The sequence below is a fragment of the Butyrivibrio sp. genome, from assembly GCF_017635265.1.
In the GTDB taxonomy this organism is placed as follows: Bacteria; Bacillota; Clostridia; order Lachnospirales; family Lachnospiraceae; genus Butyrivibrio.
Genome location: NZ_JAGBLU010000141.1, coordinates 20,114 through 36,720, shown reverse-complemented (window position 1 = coordinate 36,720; position 16,607 = coordinate 20,114). Strand labels below are relative to the sequence as shown.

Annotated in this window: 17 protein-coding genes; all 17 read left to right on the top strand. The window is 39.2% G+C overall.

Annotation, left to right across the window (positions count from 1 at the left end; genetic code table 11):
* Positions 1–4 precede the first annotated feature (4 nt).
* The 17 genes from J6O61_RS18305 to iolE all read left to right on the top strand — a co-directional run bounded on the left by J6O61_RS18305 (position 5) and on the right by iolE (position 16,601).
* Complete coding sequence (locus tag J6O61_RS18305; RefSeq protein ID WP_292215750.1) at positions 5–1,405, top strand: dihydroorotase; 1,401 nt, start codon at positions 5–7, stop codon at positions 1,403–1,405.
* Entirely contained in the window at positions 1,405–2,361 is a 957-nt protein-coding gene (locus J6O61_RS18300) for an oxidoreductase (RefSeq protein WP_292215749.1), read from the top strand. The genes J6O61_RS18305 and J6O61_RS18300 overlap by 1 nt, the downstream gene beginning before the upstream one ends.
* Positions 2,362–2,376: 15 nt before the next feature.
* Positions 2,377–3,294, top strand: a complete 918-nt coding sequence (locus J6O61_RS18295; protein WP_292215748.1) for a carbon-nitrogen hydrolase family protein — start codon at positions 2,377–2,379, stop codon at positions 3,292–3,294.
* A 3-nt stretch (positions 3,295–3,297) separates the two neighbouring features.
* Positions 3,298–4,719, top strand: a complete 1,422-nt coding sequence (locus J6O61_RS18290; protein WP_292215747.1) for an SLC13 family permease — start codon at positions 3,298–3,300, stop codon at positions 4,717–4,719.
* A 15-nt stretch (positions 4,720–4,734) separates the two neighbouring features.
* The gene (locus J6O61_RS18285) at positions 4,735–5,376 is read left to right on the top strand and encodes an AAA family ATPase (protein WP_292215746.1); all 642 of its coding nucleotides are present in this window, start codon (positions 4,735–4,737) and stop codon (positions 5,374–5,376) included.
* A gap of 238 nt (positions 5,377–5,614) precedes the next feature.
* On the top strand, positions 5,615–6,343 hold the full coding sequence (locus J6O61_RS18280) for an amino acid ABC transporter ATP-binding protein (protein WP_330613827.1): 729 nt from the start codon (positions 5,615–5,617) through the stop codon (positions 6,341–6,343).
* Between the two features lie 64 nt (positions 6,344–6,407).
* Positions 6,408–7,349 (top strand): transporter substrate-binding domain-containing protein, encoded by a 942-nt coding sequence (locus J6O61_RS18275; RefSeq protein WP_292215745.1) that lies wholly within the window; start codon positions 6,408–6,410, stop codon positions 7,347–7,349.
* A gap of 19 nt (positions 7,350–7,368) precedes the next feature.
* Positions 7,369–8,085: an amino acid ABC transporter permease gene (locus J6O61_RS18270; RefSeq protein WP_292215744.1), complete on the top strand. Its 717-nt coding sequence runs from the start codon at positions 7,369–7,371 to the stop codon at positions 8,083–8,085.
* Between the two features lies 1 nt (position 8,086).
* Positions 8,087–8,896 carry an amino acid ABC transporter permease gene (locus J6O61_RS18265; RefSeq protein ID WP_292215743.1) on the top strand — a complete coding sequence of 270 codons (810 nt, stop codon included), beginning with the start codon at positions 8,087–8,089 and terminating at the stop codon, positions 8,894–8,896.
* A gap of 86 nt (positions 8,897–8,982) precedes the next feature.
* A complete protein-coding gene (locus J6O61_RS18260; protein ID WP_292215742.1) occupies positions 8,983–9,960 on the top strand; it encodes an FUSC family protein in 978 nt (325 codons plus the stop codon).
* The gene (locus J6O61_RS18255; RefSeq protein WP_292215741.1) at positions 9,954–10,289 is read left to right on the top strand and encodes an ATP-binding cassette domain-containing protein; all 336 of its coding nucleotides are present in this window, start codon (positions 9,954–9,956) and stop codon (positions 10,287–10,289) included. The genes J6O61_RS18260 and J6O61_RS18255 overlap by 7 nt, the downstream gene beginning before the upstream one ends.
* Positions 10,290–10,501: 212 nt before the next feature.
* Positions 10,502–10,906 (top strand): helix-turn-helix domain-containing protein, encoded by a 405-nt coding sequence (locus tag J6O61_RS18250; protein WP_074888619.1) that lies wholly within the window; start codon positions 10,502–10,504, stop codon positions 10,904–10,906.
* Positions 10,907–10,909: 3 nt separating this feature from the next.
* Positions 10,910–12,100: a HipA domain-containing protein gene (locus tag J6O61_RS18245; RefSeq protein ID WP_292215740.1), complete on the top strand. Its 1,191-nt coding sequence runs from the start codon at positions 10,910–10,912 to the stop codon at positions 12,098–12,100.
* The gene (locus J6O61_RS18240; RefSeq protein ID WP_292215739.1) at positions 12,085–12,252 is read left to right on the top strand and encodes a DUF4214 domain-containing protein; all 168 of its coding nucleotides are present in this window, start codon (positions 12,085–12,087) and stop codon (positions 12,250–12,252) included. The genes J6O61_RS18245 and J6O61_RS18240 overlap by 16 nt, the downstream gene beginning before the upstream one ends.
* Positions 12,253–12,794: 542 nt before the next feature.
* On the top strand, positions 12,795–14,726 hold the full coding sequence (gene iolD / locus J6O61_RS18235) for a 3D-(3,5/4)-trihydroxycyclohexane-1,2-dione acylhydrolase (decyclizing) (RefSeq protein ID WP_292215738.1): 1,932 nt from the start codon (positions 12,795–12,797) through the stop codon (positions 14,724–14,726).
* 85 nt (positions 14,727–14,811) lie between these two features.
* Positions 14,812–15,588, top strand: a complete 777-nt coding sequence (locus tag J6O61_RS18230) for a 5-deoxy-glucuronate isomerase (protein ID WP_292215737.1) — start codon at positions 14,812–14,814, stop codon at positions 15,586–15,588.
* Between the two features lie 116 nt (positions 15,589–15,704).
* Positions 15,705–16,601, top strand: coding sequence for a myo-inosose-2 dehydratase (gene iolE, locus J6O61_RS18225; RefSeq protein ID WP_292215736.1), 897 nt, complete (start codon positions 15,705–15,707; stop codon positions 16,599–16,601).
* Positions 16,602–16,607: the final 6 nt, after the last annotated feature.

Sequence of the window (16,607 nt, the reverse complement as noted above, 5' to 3'; positions counted from 1 at the left end):
TGCTATGGGAAAAAGAACGCTGATAAAAAATGGAATGGTTGTTTTAAGGGACGAAGTGAAAAAGGCTGACATTTTGATAGAAGCTGAGAAGATAGCATCAATCAGCGAGCCTGGGGCAATTGACGGAGCTGATTGTGAAGTAATTGATGCCAGCGGGCTGTATGTTATGCCGGGAGCAATTGATCCACACCAGCATTTAGGCCTTTATAACAGCTTTGAAGAATCATATAGATACAGCACTGAAAGAGAAGTTATAGGTGGAACAACGTCGATTGTTGAATACCATAGAGGAAAAGGAAACTATTTCGACACTGTATCCGATGAAATAAAAATAGGTGAGGAGAATTCTTACATTGATTTTGGAATTTCTCTAGGGTTATGTGCAAAGAAGCACATGGGAGAACTCGAAGACTATGTTAGAAATCTGGGAATAACATCCTTTAAATTTTTCTTTGACAAGCAGGACATAGCACATACTTTTTATGGAATACAGAAGGAAGAAGCCCTTACTTTAGATAAGGCAGATCTGTATTACATTATTAAAAAGCTTCACAGTATTGATCCAAAGCTTTTACTTTGCATACATTGTGAAGATCCGGATATGTTTAGAGCCTTTTTAAAAGAGCAACAGGAACTTCATCCCAATGCAACAGGAATCGAAGAGTGGGACGCAGGAAGACCCGATTTTGTGGAATCTAACTGTGTGGCAGGAGCTATGCTCATAAACGGAGAACTGGACGGAAATATTTATATAGTTCATACGTCTGCCAAGAAGTCGTTGGATGTGTATAAGGCGCTCTCAGAAAATATTGAATGTGGAAAAGTTACAATTGAAACCTGCCCACAGTATCTATTACTAGACAAGACGGCCGGAATGGATGCTAAGGTGAATCCTGCATTGCATACCAAAGAAGATAATGAGGCTCTTTGGGAAGGTATCAGAGAAGGGATTGTTAAAACCATAGGAACAGATAATGTTCCTGTTACAAGGGCACAGAAGTACACAAGAAATGGAGCTCATGCAGATAATTTGTGGGATGTCTGGGTTGGTTTTTCCGGACAGGGAATCGCGTTGCCTGCACTTATAAGTGAAGGACATCTGAAAAGAAAAATCCCTCTTACAACAATTGCAAAGGTACTTAGTACGAATGCGGCAGAGGTATTTAACCTGCCGGATAAAGGTTCGATTGAGGTCGGAAAAGATGCAGATCTGGCACTTGTTGATTTGGAGTGGGAGAGAACAATTACTCCGGAATTATACGGATGTTCAGATTTTTCAATCTACGATGGTATGACTTTCAAGGGCTGGCCAAGATACACATTAAGTCGAGGAGAAGTGCTTCAGAAGGACGGCGTAGTGTTAGCAAAGCCAGGTCGTGGTAGATATCTTAAGAGAACAATCTAATGATAAATGAAGTGTATGAGTATCAAAAGCTGGTAGTTCAGAATCGAATAGTCAGAGCAGCTACAAATGATTACTGTGGTGAAGAAGATGGAAGTATATCTGCGAAACAGATAGATCTTTACCGGCACCTGGCTCAAAGCGGAATTGGAATGATAATAACGGGCAATTTCTTTATAGCAGAAGATGGCAGGCTTGATTCCAATCAAAACACGATAGACGAAAGATTTGATCATGATGGAGCAAAACTATTATGTGATACAGTTCACACTTATGGAAGCAAAATTATTTTTCAGATATCTCATGCCGGAAGAAAGACTAAGGTTTCTGAGCTGCTGGCTAAACATTTTGATTCAGCCCAGGAGATAAGAGATGAAGAAATAGATACTATTATCACGGGCTTTGCAGAGGCATCAAGGCGGGCAAAAGAAAGTGGTGCAGATGGAGTACAAATCCATTTTGGACATGGATATTTACTTAGTGAACTTTTAACTGAAAGAAAAGATGGCGTGGAGATTGCTTCGAAATTATTTAAGGCAGTAAGAGAAATAGTGGATATTTATCCGGTTTTAGTAAAGGTTAATACAGATATTCCAGATTATATTAAAAAGAATTTTTACAAATGCTGCGAAAAATATGCAATTTGGGCAATTGAGTTAAGTGGTTCAGATTTTATTCAAAAGACAAAAAAAGAGCACCTTTACTATGTCAAAGATATTCAGATCTGCAAAGATAGTTGTAACGTTCCGGTAATGCTGACAGGAGGATTGCGAAATAAAGAAGATATAGAGAAAGCTTTATCTAAAGGGGCAAATCTTGTAGGAATGAGCAGACCTTTTATATGCCAGCCGGATTTATTGACGAACTTGGATACTGAAGGAAGTAGATGTGTTAGCTGCAATAGATGTTTTCATATTTATAAAGAAAGAAAACAGCACTGTGCTATGCGCAGTGAATGACAGGAGGGAATGACAATGAATGTAAAGGTATTAGGAATCCAGCCGGGGACTGTAACTAATGGTATGACAAATGAAGAATACGTAGATCGCCAGGTCGCTTTTATGGAAGAACTTGTAGAAAAGGAGAAGCCTTACCTTGTGACATTTCCTGAGATGATGACGGGTATTTATTTTGGAATGGTAAGAGAAAAGAAATGGTTTCAGTATGCAGAAGATTTTCTTACGGGACCAACTACAACAAGGATGCTCGAGGAAGCGAAGAAGCTTGATGTACACATTGCCTATTCATTATTTGAGAAGGCAATTGAAGACGGAAAAGAAGTTTATTATAACACCATGGGACTTGTATCTCCGGTAAGAGGAGTTATTGGTAAATACCGCAAGATTCATATCCCCGGAGGTGATATCAGATATAACGCAGTCTATGAAAAATACTATTTCAATTCGGGAGACACACTTCCTGTTTTTGAGCTCGACAATGGAGTTAAAATGGCAATGCTGATCTGTTATGACCGTTCTTTCCCTGAAGTATGGAGATCTTATTATCTTCAGGGCGCACAGATTATTGTAACTGCTACATGTACTATGGGACTTAGGGCAGATATGTTTATTACTGAGCTCCAGACTAGAGCTTTGGAATCGCATTCCTTTGTAATTGCACTTAATAGAGCAGGCGATGAGCAGGTAGATAATGAACCGGTTCCAAGACATCATTTTGGTAAATCATTTATAGCTGATCCGTTGGGAAATATGGTTACCGAGCCTTTGTCAGACGAAGGATGGCAGTATGTGTGTGCTGATCTTGATATGGATGATGTGATTTATGCCAGAGGAAGACTTAATTGGCAGAGAGACAGACATCCTGAAATATATGGAATGATTTCTGACTGTTATTATGCGCCAAAGGGATTAGTTTTTGAAAAGGGTTTTTGAGCTATGGTAAATACAATAAAAAAATCCATTTGCTCGAACCATATATTTAATCTAGCTTTTGCAGCAATTATAGCACTTCTCTTTATTGGAATTCCAGTTGAACTAGGAATAAGCATACAAGCGAAAGAATATATCGGTCTATTGATTGCGATGGTGTTCATGCTGATAACAGGAGTCTTTGACGAACATATCGTAATATTGCTAGTACTATCGGTATGTGTGATTTTGAATATCGCGCCATTTTCAACAGTCTTTTCGGCTTTTTCTGGAACCACTATGTGGATGGTTTTGACGATACTTCCTATAACTGTTGTAATCAAAAAGAGCGGTTTGATGAATAGAATTGCATTATACCTGTTAAAGCTATTTCCATGTTCTTATAAGTGGCAATTATTGGCGCTTTCTTTGTCATCAATGGTACTAAATCCGCTTATTCCGAGTACTACAGCAAAGTCAGGCCTTTTAGCATCATTAACTGCATCTGTAGCAGAAAAAATGTCATTGGAAAAAAAGAGCAAACCACTTACTGGACTGTTTTTGGCGGTATTTATCAATGGACCAAGCTTAGGACACATTTTTTTGAGTGGATCAGTCCAAGCATTGTTGGTAGTAGGTATGATGCCAGAAAAGATTGCGGATAATTTTTCTTGGACGGGGTGGTTTATAGCATCTTTAGTTTGGGCAATAGCGGCATTTATATTGGTATACATAGTCTTATTGATTTTGTATAGCCCTAAAGAGTCTATAGGACTTACCAAGAGTGCTTTAAACTCAATGATAAATGACCTGGGACCTATGTCTCAAACAGAGAAGATAACAGGAATTTTGATGGTGTTCACCTTGATAGGATGGATAACCAAGAATTACACAGGAATTCCTGAATGTATTTTTGCAATTATAGTGTATGCATTTCTTCATACTGTTGGGGCAATTTCTAATCAGGAATTTAGATCGGAAATTCCATGGGATATATGGATATATGTTGGAGGAATTGTGTGCATCGCCAGTCTTTTCACGGTTTTGGAGATAGATGTATGGTTAGCTGCTGTAATGGAACCAATAGTAAGACTAATTACTCATAATGCGATAATCTATCTGATTGGACTGGTTATCATAGTTTATCTGTTTAGGATATTTATTGTATCTTCGATTGCTACAGTTACCATATTTTACGTAGTTTTTGCATCCACAGCATATAATTTGCTTGGAATCAGTCCTTTTATTACCGGATTCCTTATCATTGCAGCTTCGAAGTCGTGGCCTACAGAATATACCAATACTAATTTTGTCACAGCACAGGCAATAATGGGAAAAGATGCAGTGGACTTTAAAGAGGCACAGAGAATGTCACATGTATTTATAGCAATAACAATCTTAGCGGCTATCATAAGCATACCATATTGGAAAATTATAGGACTTATGTAAGGGAGGGCGACGGATATGGATCATTATATTATTACTATAGCAAGAGGACTTGGAAGTGGAGGAAGCCATATAGCAAGAAACTTATCAAAAGAGCTGGGAATACCTTGCTATGATAGTGAGATATTAAATATGGCAGCTGATCTTAGTGGAATTAATGAGAGATTTTTTTATGAAGCAAATGAGAGGATAAAGAAAGGATCTCTGGCAATTAAAAACTCTGATGGCGTTTATAACCATGAAAGAGTTTTCAGGGTAGAAGATAAGGATTATTTTTCAAATGAAAATCTTTTTAATATTCAGGCGCAGGTGATAAAGAACCTGGCTTTTGATAAGAATGTATCATGCATAATAATAGGTAAAGCTGCAAACTATATTTTAAGAAGTCTGGTCAATGTGGTCAAAATAAACATCCAGGCACCGGAAGAAAAATGTATAAAGAATGTTATGCAAAGACTTCAGTTTAATTATGAAGAGGCAAAAAAGACCATACAGCAAACGGATAAATATAGAGCTGATTACTACAAGTATTATACAGGTAAAGAATGGCTAGACCCTAAGGAATATCATTTATCGATAAATACTGGAACTGTGACAGAAGAATATGCTGCGCAGCTCATTATTAAATTGTTAAAAGATAAGAAGTTGATCGGTGAATAGTTGGCAAATATGTCTATAATTTTAATATATTCAGACAATTATTCGTAAAAATGGTCCAATTGTCAAAAATAATACTTGTCAGTATACTTGTATACAAACAAGGGCGTTTTGATACACAAAGTGTGTCAAAGCGCTTTTTCTTTTTAACATACCCTCTAAAAGTGTGCATTGAAACAAGGGCGTTTCGGTTTTAAACCGGAGCGCCCTTTGTTGCATCACGGAAAGGCAAAAGAAGTCTATGGCAATGATAAAGCTTGAAAATGTAAATAAATATTTCGGAGATCTGCATGTTCTAAAGGATGTGAATCTTGAAGTAAATGAGGGAGAGAAGCTTGTTATCATTGGGCCTTCCGGTTCAGGAAAATCTACAACAGTAAGATGTATGAATTTCCTGGAAACTCCTTCAAGTGGAAAAGTGACCATAGACGGACAGGAATTGAATAACAAGAACAAAACAAAGGTAATACGTGATACTACTTCAATGGTGTTTCAGCAGTTTAATCTTTATCCACATATGACAGTTTTAAAAAATCTGACTTTGGCACCTATGAAGTTGCAGCACAGGTCAAAGAAAGAAGCTGAGGATTTAGCGTATCACTATCTTGATGTGGTAGGACTCAAAGACAAGGCAGATGTATATCCTACAACGCTCTCCGGTGGCCAGCAGCAGAGAATTGCAATAGCAAGAGCACTTTGTTCTCAGACCAAGATCATTTTATTTGACGAACCGACTTCAGCTCTGGACCCAGAGACCATACAGGAAGTGTTGGACGTAATGATCAAGCTGGCAAAAGAGAACATCACAATGGTAGTTGTAACGCATGAGATGGGATTTGCAAGGCAGGTAGCTGACAGGATTGTATTTATGGCAGATGGACAGATCATAGAAGAGGGAACGCCGGAACACTTTTTTGAAAATCCGGAAAGTGAGAGGGTTAAGCAGTTCCTGGGTAAGATCATCAGATAAATGCGGGTTATAGTGCATACGAATAGCACTTACCGAAATAGAAAAACTGAGGAGGAATAAAGTTATGAGAAAAAAATTGGTATCAACCATTATGGCGGGATTAATGGGAGTTATGTTGGCAGCATGTGGATCTGCAGAAGCTAAAGAGCCTGCAAGCACTGCTGAGGCATCAACAGAAGCAGCGCCAGCTTCTGCAGAGGCGACAGGCGCAACTGAAGCAACTTCAGAGAGTGACGGTGCTGAAAGTGAAGGGGTATCTGAAGATGTGCAGGCAATTATTGACAGAGGTGTTTTAAGAGTAGGAGTTAAGAACGCAGTAATAGGATTTGGTTATGAAGATCCTCTTACAGGAGAGTATTCAGGTCTTGAGATTGAGCTTGCCAAGGCACTTGCTGCAAAACTTGGTGTAGATGTTGAGTTTACAGCAGTAACTGCAGCAACCAGAACAGAGCTCCTTGATTCAGGCGATATTGATTGCGTTTTGGCTACATTCACTATTACAGATGAGAGAAAAGAGAGTTGGGATTTCACAACACCATATTACACAGATTATGTCAGCGTTTTGGTTGAAGACTCAAAGGGAATCACAACACTTGAAAAACTTGTTGATGCTACAGTAGGAGTTTCATCCGGTTCTACTTCAGCTAAATCCCTGGTTTCAGCAATGATAGAGGCAGGAGTTATAAGTGGAGATGGCTTTGATCCTGAGACATTTGACCCTGCTACTTGGACAGAAGGTATTAAGTTCCAACAGTATGATGACTATCCTACAATTTCAACTGCATTAAGCGCTGGAGAAGTAGACGCATTCTGTGTTGATAAATCAATTCTTGCAATTTATAAGACAGAAGGAAGATCTTACATCGATGCTGAGTTCTCACCACAGGAATATGGCATTGCTACGAAAAAAGCTTCCGGATTATCAGCAGTTACTGAAGAACTTGTGACAGCTCTTTTGGCAGATGGAACAATTGATTCACTTATCAAAGAGAACGGACTTGAATAAATGATTTGGAGGGCCGGAAATGTCGGGATTATTTTCTACGAGGGCATGGAACAAAATATGGCTGTATAGAGGAACATTTCTTCTCGGGCTGGCTAATACTCTAAAGACAGCAGCGATAGCCCTGATCATAGCTCTGATACTGGGAATTATATTTGGGCTTATGGCTACTTCTAACAAGAAGGTGCTAAAGACTATCAGCAGAATATATGTAGAAGTGATCCAGAATACTCCGGTCCTGTTACAGATGTGTTTTTTGTATTATGCACTGGCATTCTCAGGTCACAGTCCCGGGATCATTGTTACAGGATTTCTGGCTCTTGGAATTTACACCGGAGCATATATGGCAGAAGTTATAAGGGCCGGAATTGAGGCAGTTCCAAAGGGACAGTTTGAAGCAGCGCAGGCGCAAGGGTTCGGGTATGTCCAGATGATGTTCTATATAATCATTCCACAGAGCATTAAAGTAATCCTTCCACCTATGACCAATACCATAGTCAATATGATAAAAAACACATCTTGTCTGTATATAGTTGGTGGGGCAGATCTATTGTCTCTGACCTACAGTTTTGTTACAGGTGAGAATACCGGAGGATCTTATGCTCCTGCATATATAGTCTGTGGAGTTATATTTTTCCTGATCTGTTTCCCATTATCTACAATTGCTTCAACATGGGAGAATTCACTGAAAAAGAGGGAGCAGAAGGCTGCTATAAATCTCGAAGCCACGGAGGCGTGATATGGGTACCTTAAAAAATAGTCTGTCAATGCTAGGGAATCCGGCAATTATAAATTTTGTTTTATACGGAGTTCTTTTTACACTGATAATCTCAGTAGTTTCAGTACTTTTTAGTGTGGTCATAGGAACGGGCCTTGCACTTATGAGAAATTATTGTGGCAAGCAGAAAGCCCTGCTGCTAAAAGTGCTCTCAGTGGTTTATATAGAAATGTTCAGAAATACACCATTACTGTTTTGGATATTTATATGCGTTGTTTTTTGGCCATGTCCGGGATTCGTTGACCAGGCAATGTTTGGACTTTCATCGGTTAATAATAAATTGATGTTCAAAGCAGCAGTTGCTTTGATCCTTTATACGTCAGGTGTAATTGCAGAGATAGTAAGAGGTGGGCTTAACTCTGTGGCTCGCGGTCAGATTGAAGCCGGTTATTCACAGGGCTTCAACATGATCCAGATCATGTGGTATATAGTCCTTCCACAGACCTTTAAAGCCATAATACCTACTCTGTTAAGTCAGGTAATAACAACAATAAAAGACAGTTCATTTTTAGCAAACGTTGCAGTAATAGAACTTATGGCCAGGACAAAGCAGATTTTGTCCGCAGCCAATAGATACAACGGAACTAATGCAATAAATGTATCAGATGTTTTTGTTCTATTCGGAATGGCAGCAGCCATATATTTTATCATTAACTTCACCATTTCTATAACGGTTAGAAGATTACAGATCAAAAAGAGGACATCAAATGGAATATTACGCAGTAGCAATATGCAGGAAACATATGTATTGATTCAGGAAAATATGGGATAAAAGGAACAGCAAATATACTATGCAACATCATAAAATCCCTCATGTGGGAATGAGAATAATAAAATCGGCGTTTGGAGTGTTGCTTTGTGATCTATCTTTTGAGAGGCAGACAGGGAACACCTTTCTATTCAGCGCTGGCAGTTTTGTGGTGTATACAGAATCAAACTAAGAATACTTTTGGGAATGCGATCCAAAGGACAATAGGAACAGGAATAGGTGCAGTGTATGGACTGGCATATATTCTTTTTAAAATGAATGTTGCAAGTTATGGAGACGGGTTTGGGCACTATTTTATTATTTCACTCCTGATCATCCCAATAATCTATACGACTGTTCTTTTCAAGCAAAAAAAGGCATCATATTTTTCTTGTGTTGTTTTCTTAAGTATAGTTGTCAATCATCTGACAGATGAAAATCCATATCTTTTTGTATTAAAGCGAAGTCTTGATACTCTGATAGGAATATTGCTGGGACTTGTTATCAATTCAGTTCACATTCATGGAGCACCGGATAAAAATACCTTGTTCATTGCAAATGTAGATATGGCTATCATGAATAAGGGCGAGAAGTTATCTTCATACAGTAATGTAACAATAAATAGCATGTTGGAATCAGGAATAAATATGACGTTCTCGTCTCTTTGCACACCGGCTTCATTTTTGGAATCTATGCCGGATATAAAACCAAAGTTGCCCATAATTGCAATGGATGGAGCTGTTTTATATGACATTAGGGAGAACAGATATCCAAAGGTGTATGTTATTTCTGTCATACACTCAGGCAAAATTGAGAAATTGATCATAGAGAAAGGATTCAACGTATTTACCACAGTTATTTTGGAGGATGTTCTTTTAAGATATTACAAGAAACTGATAAATGAGGCAGAGGCTGATATTTATGATAAGCTCCACAAGTCACCTTTTAGAAATTATTTAAATAAGGAGAGGACATATGACCATCACGTGGTATATATGATGTGTATTGATAAGACAGACAGGATCCATGAGCTGGTAAAAGAAATAAAGAAAGAGGGACTGGATACAGAAGTAAAAATGCTATGCTAGTCAGCATACAATCCGAAAGTCTGTCACGAATAATTCTTGCCAGACTTCTTTTATCCGAACGGGATATGAATAAGAAGGCAAAAGACTTATCTGGTGAGGAACGAATGAAGCTTTCTTTTGCAATGTTATTTGTTTCAGACGTGAATCTTCTTATTCTTGATGAGCCGACCAATTATCTGGATATCCCATCGGTAGAGGCTTTAGAAAAGTTACTTGTTGAGTACGAAGGCACACTTATTTTTACATCTCATGACAAAACTTTTGTTGATCGTGTTGCGAATGAAATGATGTATATTGAGGGAGCAAAAATAAAAACATATTGTACATGATATGATAAGTATAAAGATGGAGCAAAGTTGGCGATCCATGCATGCGAATCTTTATATCTCAAGCATGGCTCTGAACTGTCATACTAATATGGAAAATACTTGACGGTAGTAATCACTTTGAGTACTATATAAGTGAAGGTAATCAAATTGATTATTGTAATCATATCGGTATTCAAAATGAGTATATTTATAAATATAAAGACGGAGCAAAAATGGCGATAACGATAAAAGAGCTAAGAGATAACACTGGATTAACACAGAAGGCTTTTGCCATTAAGTATGGAATACCTTTGGGCACATTAAGAAGGTGGGAACAGGGGGAATCCAGACCTGCGCCATATATTTTAGGCATGTTATCTATGCTGATTCCATCATCTGAACGATATTCAGAAATTATTCAGACGCCAGCTGGAGACAAGTATTATTACGACAAAAGTGCTAATAGCATTACTGATTCTTATGGCAACATGATACGGATAAGTACTTCAATGGAAGGGGTTAAGAGAGAAAACCTACCTCTATATGTTAAGGATATGTTTGACTCATTTTATGAAATACGAGCAAAGTTTGAAAAGGACTGCGAGTATGACAAGAAAGAGGATATTATATGGAGCTGATAAATGAAAAAGATTGCAAATGAGTATTATCTAATGCATAAGAATATACCGGTATGCCTGATGGAAATATCCGACGAAGGCATACTTGGTAACTGCAGAAAGAATGAGGCACAGATTGATCATTTCCCGTTGGGTGGAAGGATGAATGACATGAAATTCCATGAGTGGTGGAAAGATCGCGCAATTCCTAAAACCAGAAATGGAGCTAAATCAGCCTTGCAAAAACTCGGATATGAATCGACTAATAGTGCATTAGTGGATAATCTTGCGCTCAGCTTATCAGACTGCTACTGGATAAAACCTCGTGGCGAAGATCTTTCATGGGAAGATGTAAACCTTTTTACAAATGATTTCGTGGATACGTTCGGTGAATTGACCATGAATAAGGACCATGTTATAGACTTACGCATGAAGACACGATTTAAATGTGCTGCTTCACAAGGTGAACTGCAAAAGAAGTGGTGTATAGATGAATCTGGAAAAAGATATATGGTCAAGGGCAATTATGGTAGTTCTTATCAGCAGAGCCTGAATGAAATTTTTGCTACTGAGCTCCACAAGAAACAGGGGTTTAAAAATCATACGGATTATATCCTTACAACGGTCGACGTTGAGGGCGGGGAAGGCATCGGATGCATGTCTTACGATTTTTGTAGTGAAAATCTTGAGTGTATAAGTGCGTGGGAACTGTTACAGACAATTAAGATAAAACAGAATGAATCTCTCTATTATCCGCTCAAGAAAGTATGTCTGAGTCTTGGAATCAGTGATGATGACTTCACCAGATTCATGGATTACGAAATTATGACAGATTATCTTATATCTAACACGGACCGACACATGAATAATATCTCTGTTGTGCGTAATCCAGATACTCTTGAAATATTGGGATTCGCCCCAATATACGATTCTGGCAATTCAATGTTTTATAACATTCCATATACAGAGCTTGAGCATGTAAAACTTTCTTCAATCAAAACACATTCCTTTATTGCAAAGGAGAGCAAACTTCTATCGTATGTTCAAGATAGACAAATTGTGGATTTAGAGAAAGCCAATATGAATTTTGACATATATGAGAAGGATCTGTTTGAACGGCGAATAAGAATTCCATGTTTAAAAAAACTGTACGAACAGAAACTCATGAAAATTGAAGCATTCCAAAAAGGTAAGAATATATGGAAAGAAGTGTGAAGAAACGTATAATAGAGATTACGCCCCCCGATGAGGTCGGAAGAGCAAATTGGTTAAATAGACTTGCAAATGGTGCTTCCAGAGAAGATGTCATGAACGGCTTTGGTGGCTCACAAGAGTTTGCAAATATGCTTGCTGGATTTGGACTGTAAGTATAGAAATAGAGTAAAAATATAAATAAAGAGGCAGGCGCTTTGTATGATTGTACATAGTACCTGCCCATATTTTTTATTGTTCTTCAATTGAACATGGTAGATAACCAGATGGTAATAATGGACAATGATAACTTTTTTGGACTTGGAACTTATATGACAGCAGCGGATACAGCAGGAATAATTGCTAATTCATAACTAAATATTTCGACAACAAAAAATGCAATATTTTATAAGGCTATAAATAAAAACCGCGTAGATAATGCTATAAAATAAAAATAAAATGTATGATATGGAGATAAATTTTGCTCTGTATCATACATTTTTTGATAATAGGGGATAAAAGCTGTAATGCGTTCATGCTTGCATTATAAGCATTATTGCTTTGAGACCTGCAAAACATGAGGAAGTAGCACTATGGTGCGGATTCCGAATGTTTTAGAATTGCGAGAGTTACTTGTAACGGAGCAATTCGTGTTATCAATTTAGCGTTGATTAGCACAGAGCAATTGGTGGGTATAGCTTTTTATAAGGAGAAGGTTATGGAGAAAACAGTTAAGCTGACAACAGCACAGGCGCTGGTGAGATTCCTTGACCAGCAGTATGTTTCTTTTGATGGAAAAGAGACAAAGTTTGTAGAAGGTATTTTCACAATATTCGGACACGGAATAGCGGTAGGGCTTGGGGAAGCCCTTGATCAGAATCCGGGAAAGTTAAAGGTATTTCAGGGGAGAAATGAGCAGGGAATGTGTCACACAGCCTGCGCATTTGCAAAACAGCACAATCGAAGAAAGATCATCGCATGTTCTTCAAGCGTTGGTCCCGGAGCAGCAAATATGGTTACAGCCTGCGCTGATGCTACAGTTAATCATATTCCACTTCTTGTTTTTCCGGCGGACACTTTTGCGTCAAGGCAGCCTGATCCTGTTCTGCAGCAGCTGGAAGTTGATTCATCTCTCGCTGTTACAACAAATGATGCATTTAAGCCGGTGTGCAAATACTGGGATAGAATAAACAGACCTGAGCAGCTTATGACAGCTATGATAAGCGCCATGAGAGTTTTGACAGACCCGGCTCAGACCGGCGCTGTCTGCATTGCACTTCCTCAGGATATAGAGGGTGAAGCTTACGATTATCCGGAGTACTTCTTTAAAAAGAGAGTCCACAGAATAGTTCGCCAGGCAGCAGCCGTAGAGGAGATTGCCGACGTTGTTGAGAAGATAAAAAAGGCAAAGAAGCCACTCGTAGTAGTTGGCGGCGGAGCCAAGTATTCTGAAGCCGGCGAAACAATAGAGAAATTCTGCAACTCTTTTAACATTCCATTTGGAGAGACTCAGTCAGGAAAGAGTGCCTGCAAGTCATCTGATCCTATGTGTCTTGGAGGAATCGGAGTAACAGGAACTTCAGCAGCAAACCAGATTGCAAAAAAAGCTGATCTTATAATTGCGCTTGGAACAAGGTTATCTGACTTCACAACAGGATCAAAGAGACAATTCAAATCCGGAGTTGAAGTTGTGACTATAAATGTTAACCGCTTCGACGCTTACAAAATGGATGCCACAAAGGCAGTTGGTGACTTAAAAGAGACACTTCTTTTGGTAATAAAAGAACTGAATAAGAGCAAATATAAGAGTGCATACACAGACGAGATAAAATCAGCAAAAGATAAGTGGGACAAGGAGATGGAACGACTTGGCGTAATCGTTTATACAGGCGATAAGTTTAAGCCAATGATCGAAGCTCGCGATCCAAGAACACTTCCTGAGTTCCATGAACTTACAAAGGCAACTCTGACTCAGACCGCGGCGATTGCTACAGTCAGAAGATGCATAGACGAGAACGCAACAATAGTTACAGCCGGAGGGTCACTGCCAAGTGATCTTCAGAGAATGTGGACCACAGACGAAAGATGCGGATATCACGCAGAATACGGATATTCCTGCATGGGATATGAAGTTGCCGGAGCTCTCGGCGTAAGACTTGCAGATCCTAAAAAGGAAGTTTACACATTCCTTGGAGATGGAAGCTTCCTCATGCTCCACAGTGAGATTGCAACAGCGATGCAGGAAAGAGCCAAGATAAATATCCTCGTATTTGATAACTGTGGCTTTGGCTGCATCAACAACCTTGAAATGACTCATGGTATGGGCTCAATTGCAACAGAGTTCCGCTATAGAGACAAAAATGGAAAGCTCTCAGGAGACCTTATTCCTATTGATTATGCAATGATCGGAAGAGGATACGGACTTAAGACTTACACAGTAAGAACAGTGGAAGAGCTGGAAGAAGCCCTCAAGGATTCCAAGAAACAGAAAGTTTCAACACTAATAGATCTTAAGGTAATGCCTAAGACTATGACTGATGGCTATGATTCCTGGTGGGATGTAGGACTTGCTGCTGTTTCAGAGAGCAAGAGCGTAAGAGACTGCAGAAAAGAAGTCGAGGAAGGAAGACGCGAAGCAAGAAAATATTGAAGATATCAGATGAAAATAGGTAGAGCAAGTAATAAAAAAAGAAAACACTAATATGTAAAGGGATTAGAAAGAAGGGGTTACACAGATGGGAAAAGTTTTTGGTTATCCTGAGTTTGACGCAAACGGTGAGAAAATCCTGACAACCTATGACAATGATTACAAAGATATGCTTATGGACATCAGAGTTTATCGCATGTCACAGGGACAGACAAAAGAACTACTTAAACCTGAAGAGGAGATGGCAGTTCTTTTGCTCAAAGGAAAGCTCAAATACTCATGGAATGGGCAGGAAAAAGAGGTTTACAGAAAAGACGTGTTCACTGACGGGCTATATGCTCTTCATGTCTGCAAAAACACAAAGGTTGTGATCGAGGCGGAAAGCGACGCCGAGGTTCTCATTCAGTGCACTGACAATGAAAGAAAATTCGAAGCAAAGTTCTATGATCCGGAGAACACACCTTGGATCTATTCCTGCAAAGATAAGTTCGGGGGCACAGCAAAGAGAAGAGTAAGCACTGCATTTGATTATGAGACAGCGCCATATTCAAACATGGTTTTGGGAGAAGTGTTAAATGATCCGGGTAACTGGTCGGGGTACATTCCACACACTCATCCACAGCCTGAAACATACTATTTCCTGTTTGATCGTCCTGAAGGGTTCGGTGCAAGTTTCGTAGGAGATGAGGTATTTAAGAGCGTTGACGGAAGCTTTTCGGCTATTCCCGGAGGCAAGGTTCATCCTCAGTCCTGTGCACCGGGCTTTCAGATGTACACCTGTTGGATGATAAGACATCTGCCAGGCAATCCATGGACCGACAGAATAGATGATGAACGATACACATGGCTTCTACAGAGCACTTGATGAGGTATTTTCGAATCTAGTGCGAGTGATGGGTGAACACTTGGCGAGGTTATTACGAGCCTAGTGAGAATCCCAATATGACTATAAGGGGTAAAAAACTTAAAGGAGAAGGGAAAATGTTAGATAAAAATAAGGTTTCTTTGGGGATAGCACCAATTGGCTGGACCAACGACGATATGCCTGATCTGGGAAAAGAGAATACTTTTGAACAGTGCATTTCAGAAATGGCTCTTGCCGGATTCAAAGGGTGTGAGGTTGGAAGCAAGTATCCAAAGGATGCAGAAGTATTAAAGAAAGCACTGGATCTTAGGGGAATACAGGTTTGTAACCAGTGGTTTTCATCATTTCTTTTAACAAAACCATATGAAGAGGTGGAGAAGGAATTCATAGCTCAGCTTGAGTTTTTAAAGACTCTTGGAGCAAAGGTTATCGGCGCATCTGAGCAGAGCTATTCCACACAGGGCAAACTTGATCAGCCTATTTTTGTGGATAAGTATGTCATGAACGACGATGAATGGGTAAAACTTACCGACGGACTTAACCGCCTTGGCAAAGTTGCAAAAGATCATGGCATGACACTTACATATCACCATCATATGGGAACAGTAGTCCAGACTGAGGAAGAAATCGACCGATTCATGGATATGGTAGATCCGGAACTGGTATACCTCCTCTTCGACTCAGGTCACCTCTCATTTGCAGGCATCGACCCTGAGCCGATCATCAGAAAGTATATAAAGAGAATAAAACATGTTCATCTGAAGGATATTAGAAAAGAGCGTGTTGAAGAAGCCAGAAAGAATAATTGGAGTTTCTTAAAGGGAGTACGTGAGGGAGTATTTACTGTTCCTGGAGACGGCGATGTAGATTTTGCCCCTATCTTCAAAGTACTCGAAGAGTCCGATTACGAAGGCTGGGTAGTAGTAGAAGCAGAGCAGGATCCAGCGAAAGCTAATCCATTCGAATATGCAAAGAAAGCCAGAGCATACATAGCTGAAAGAACAGGATTATAAGATTGA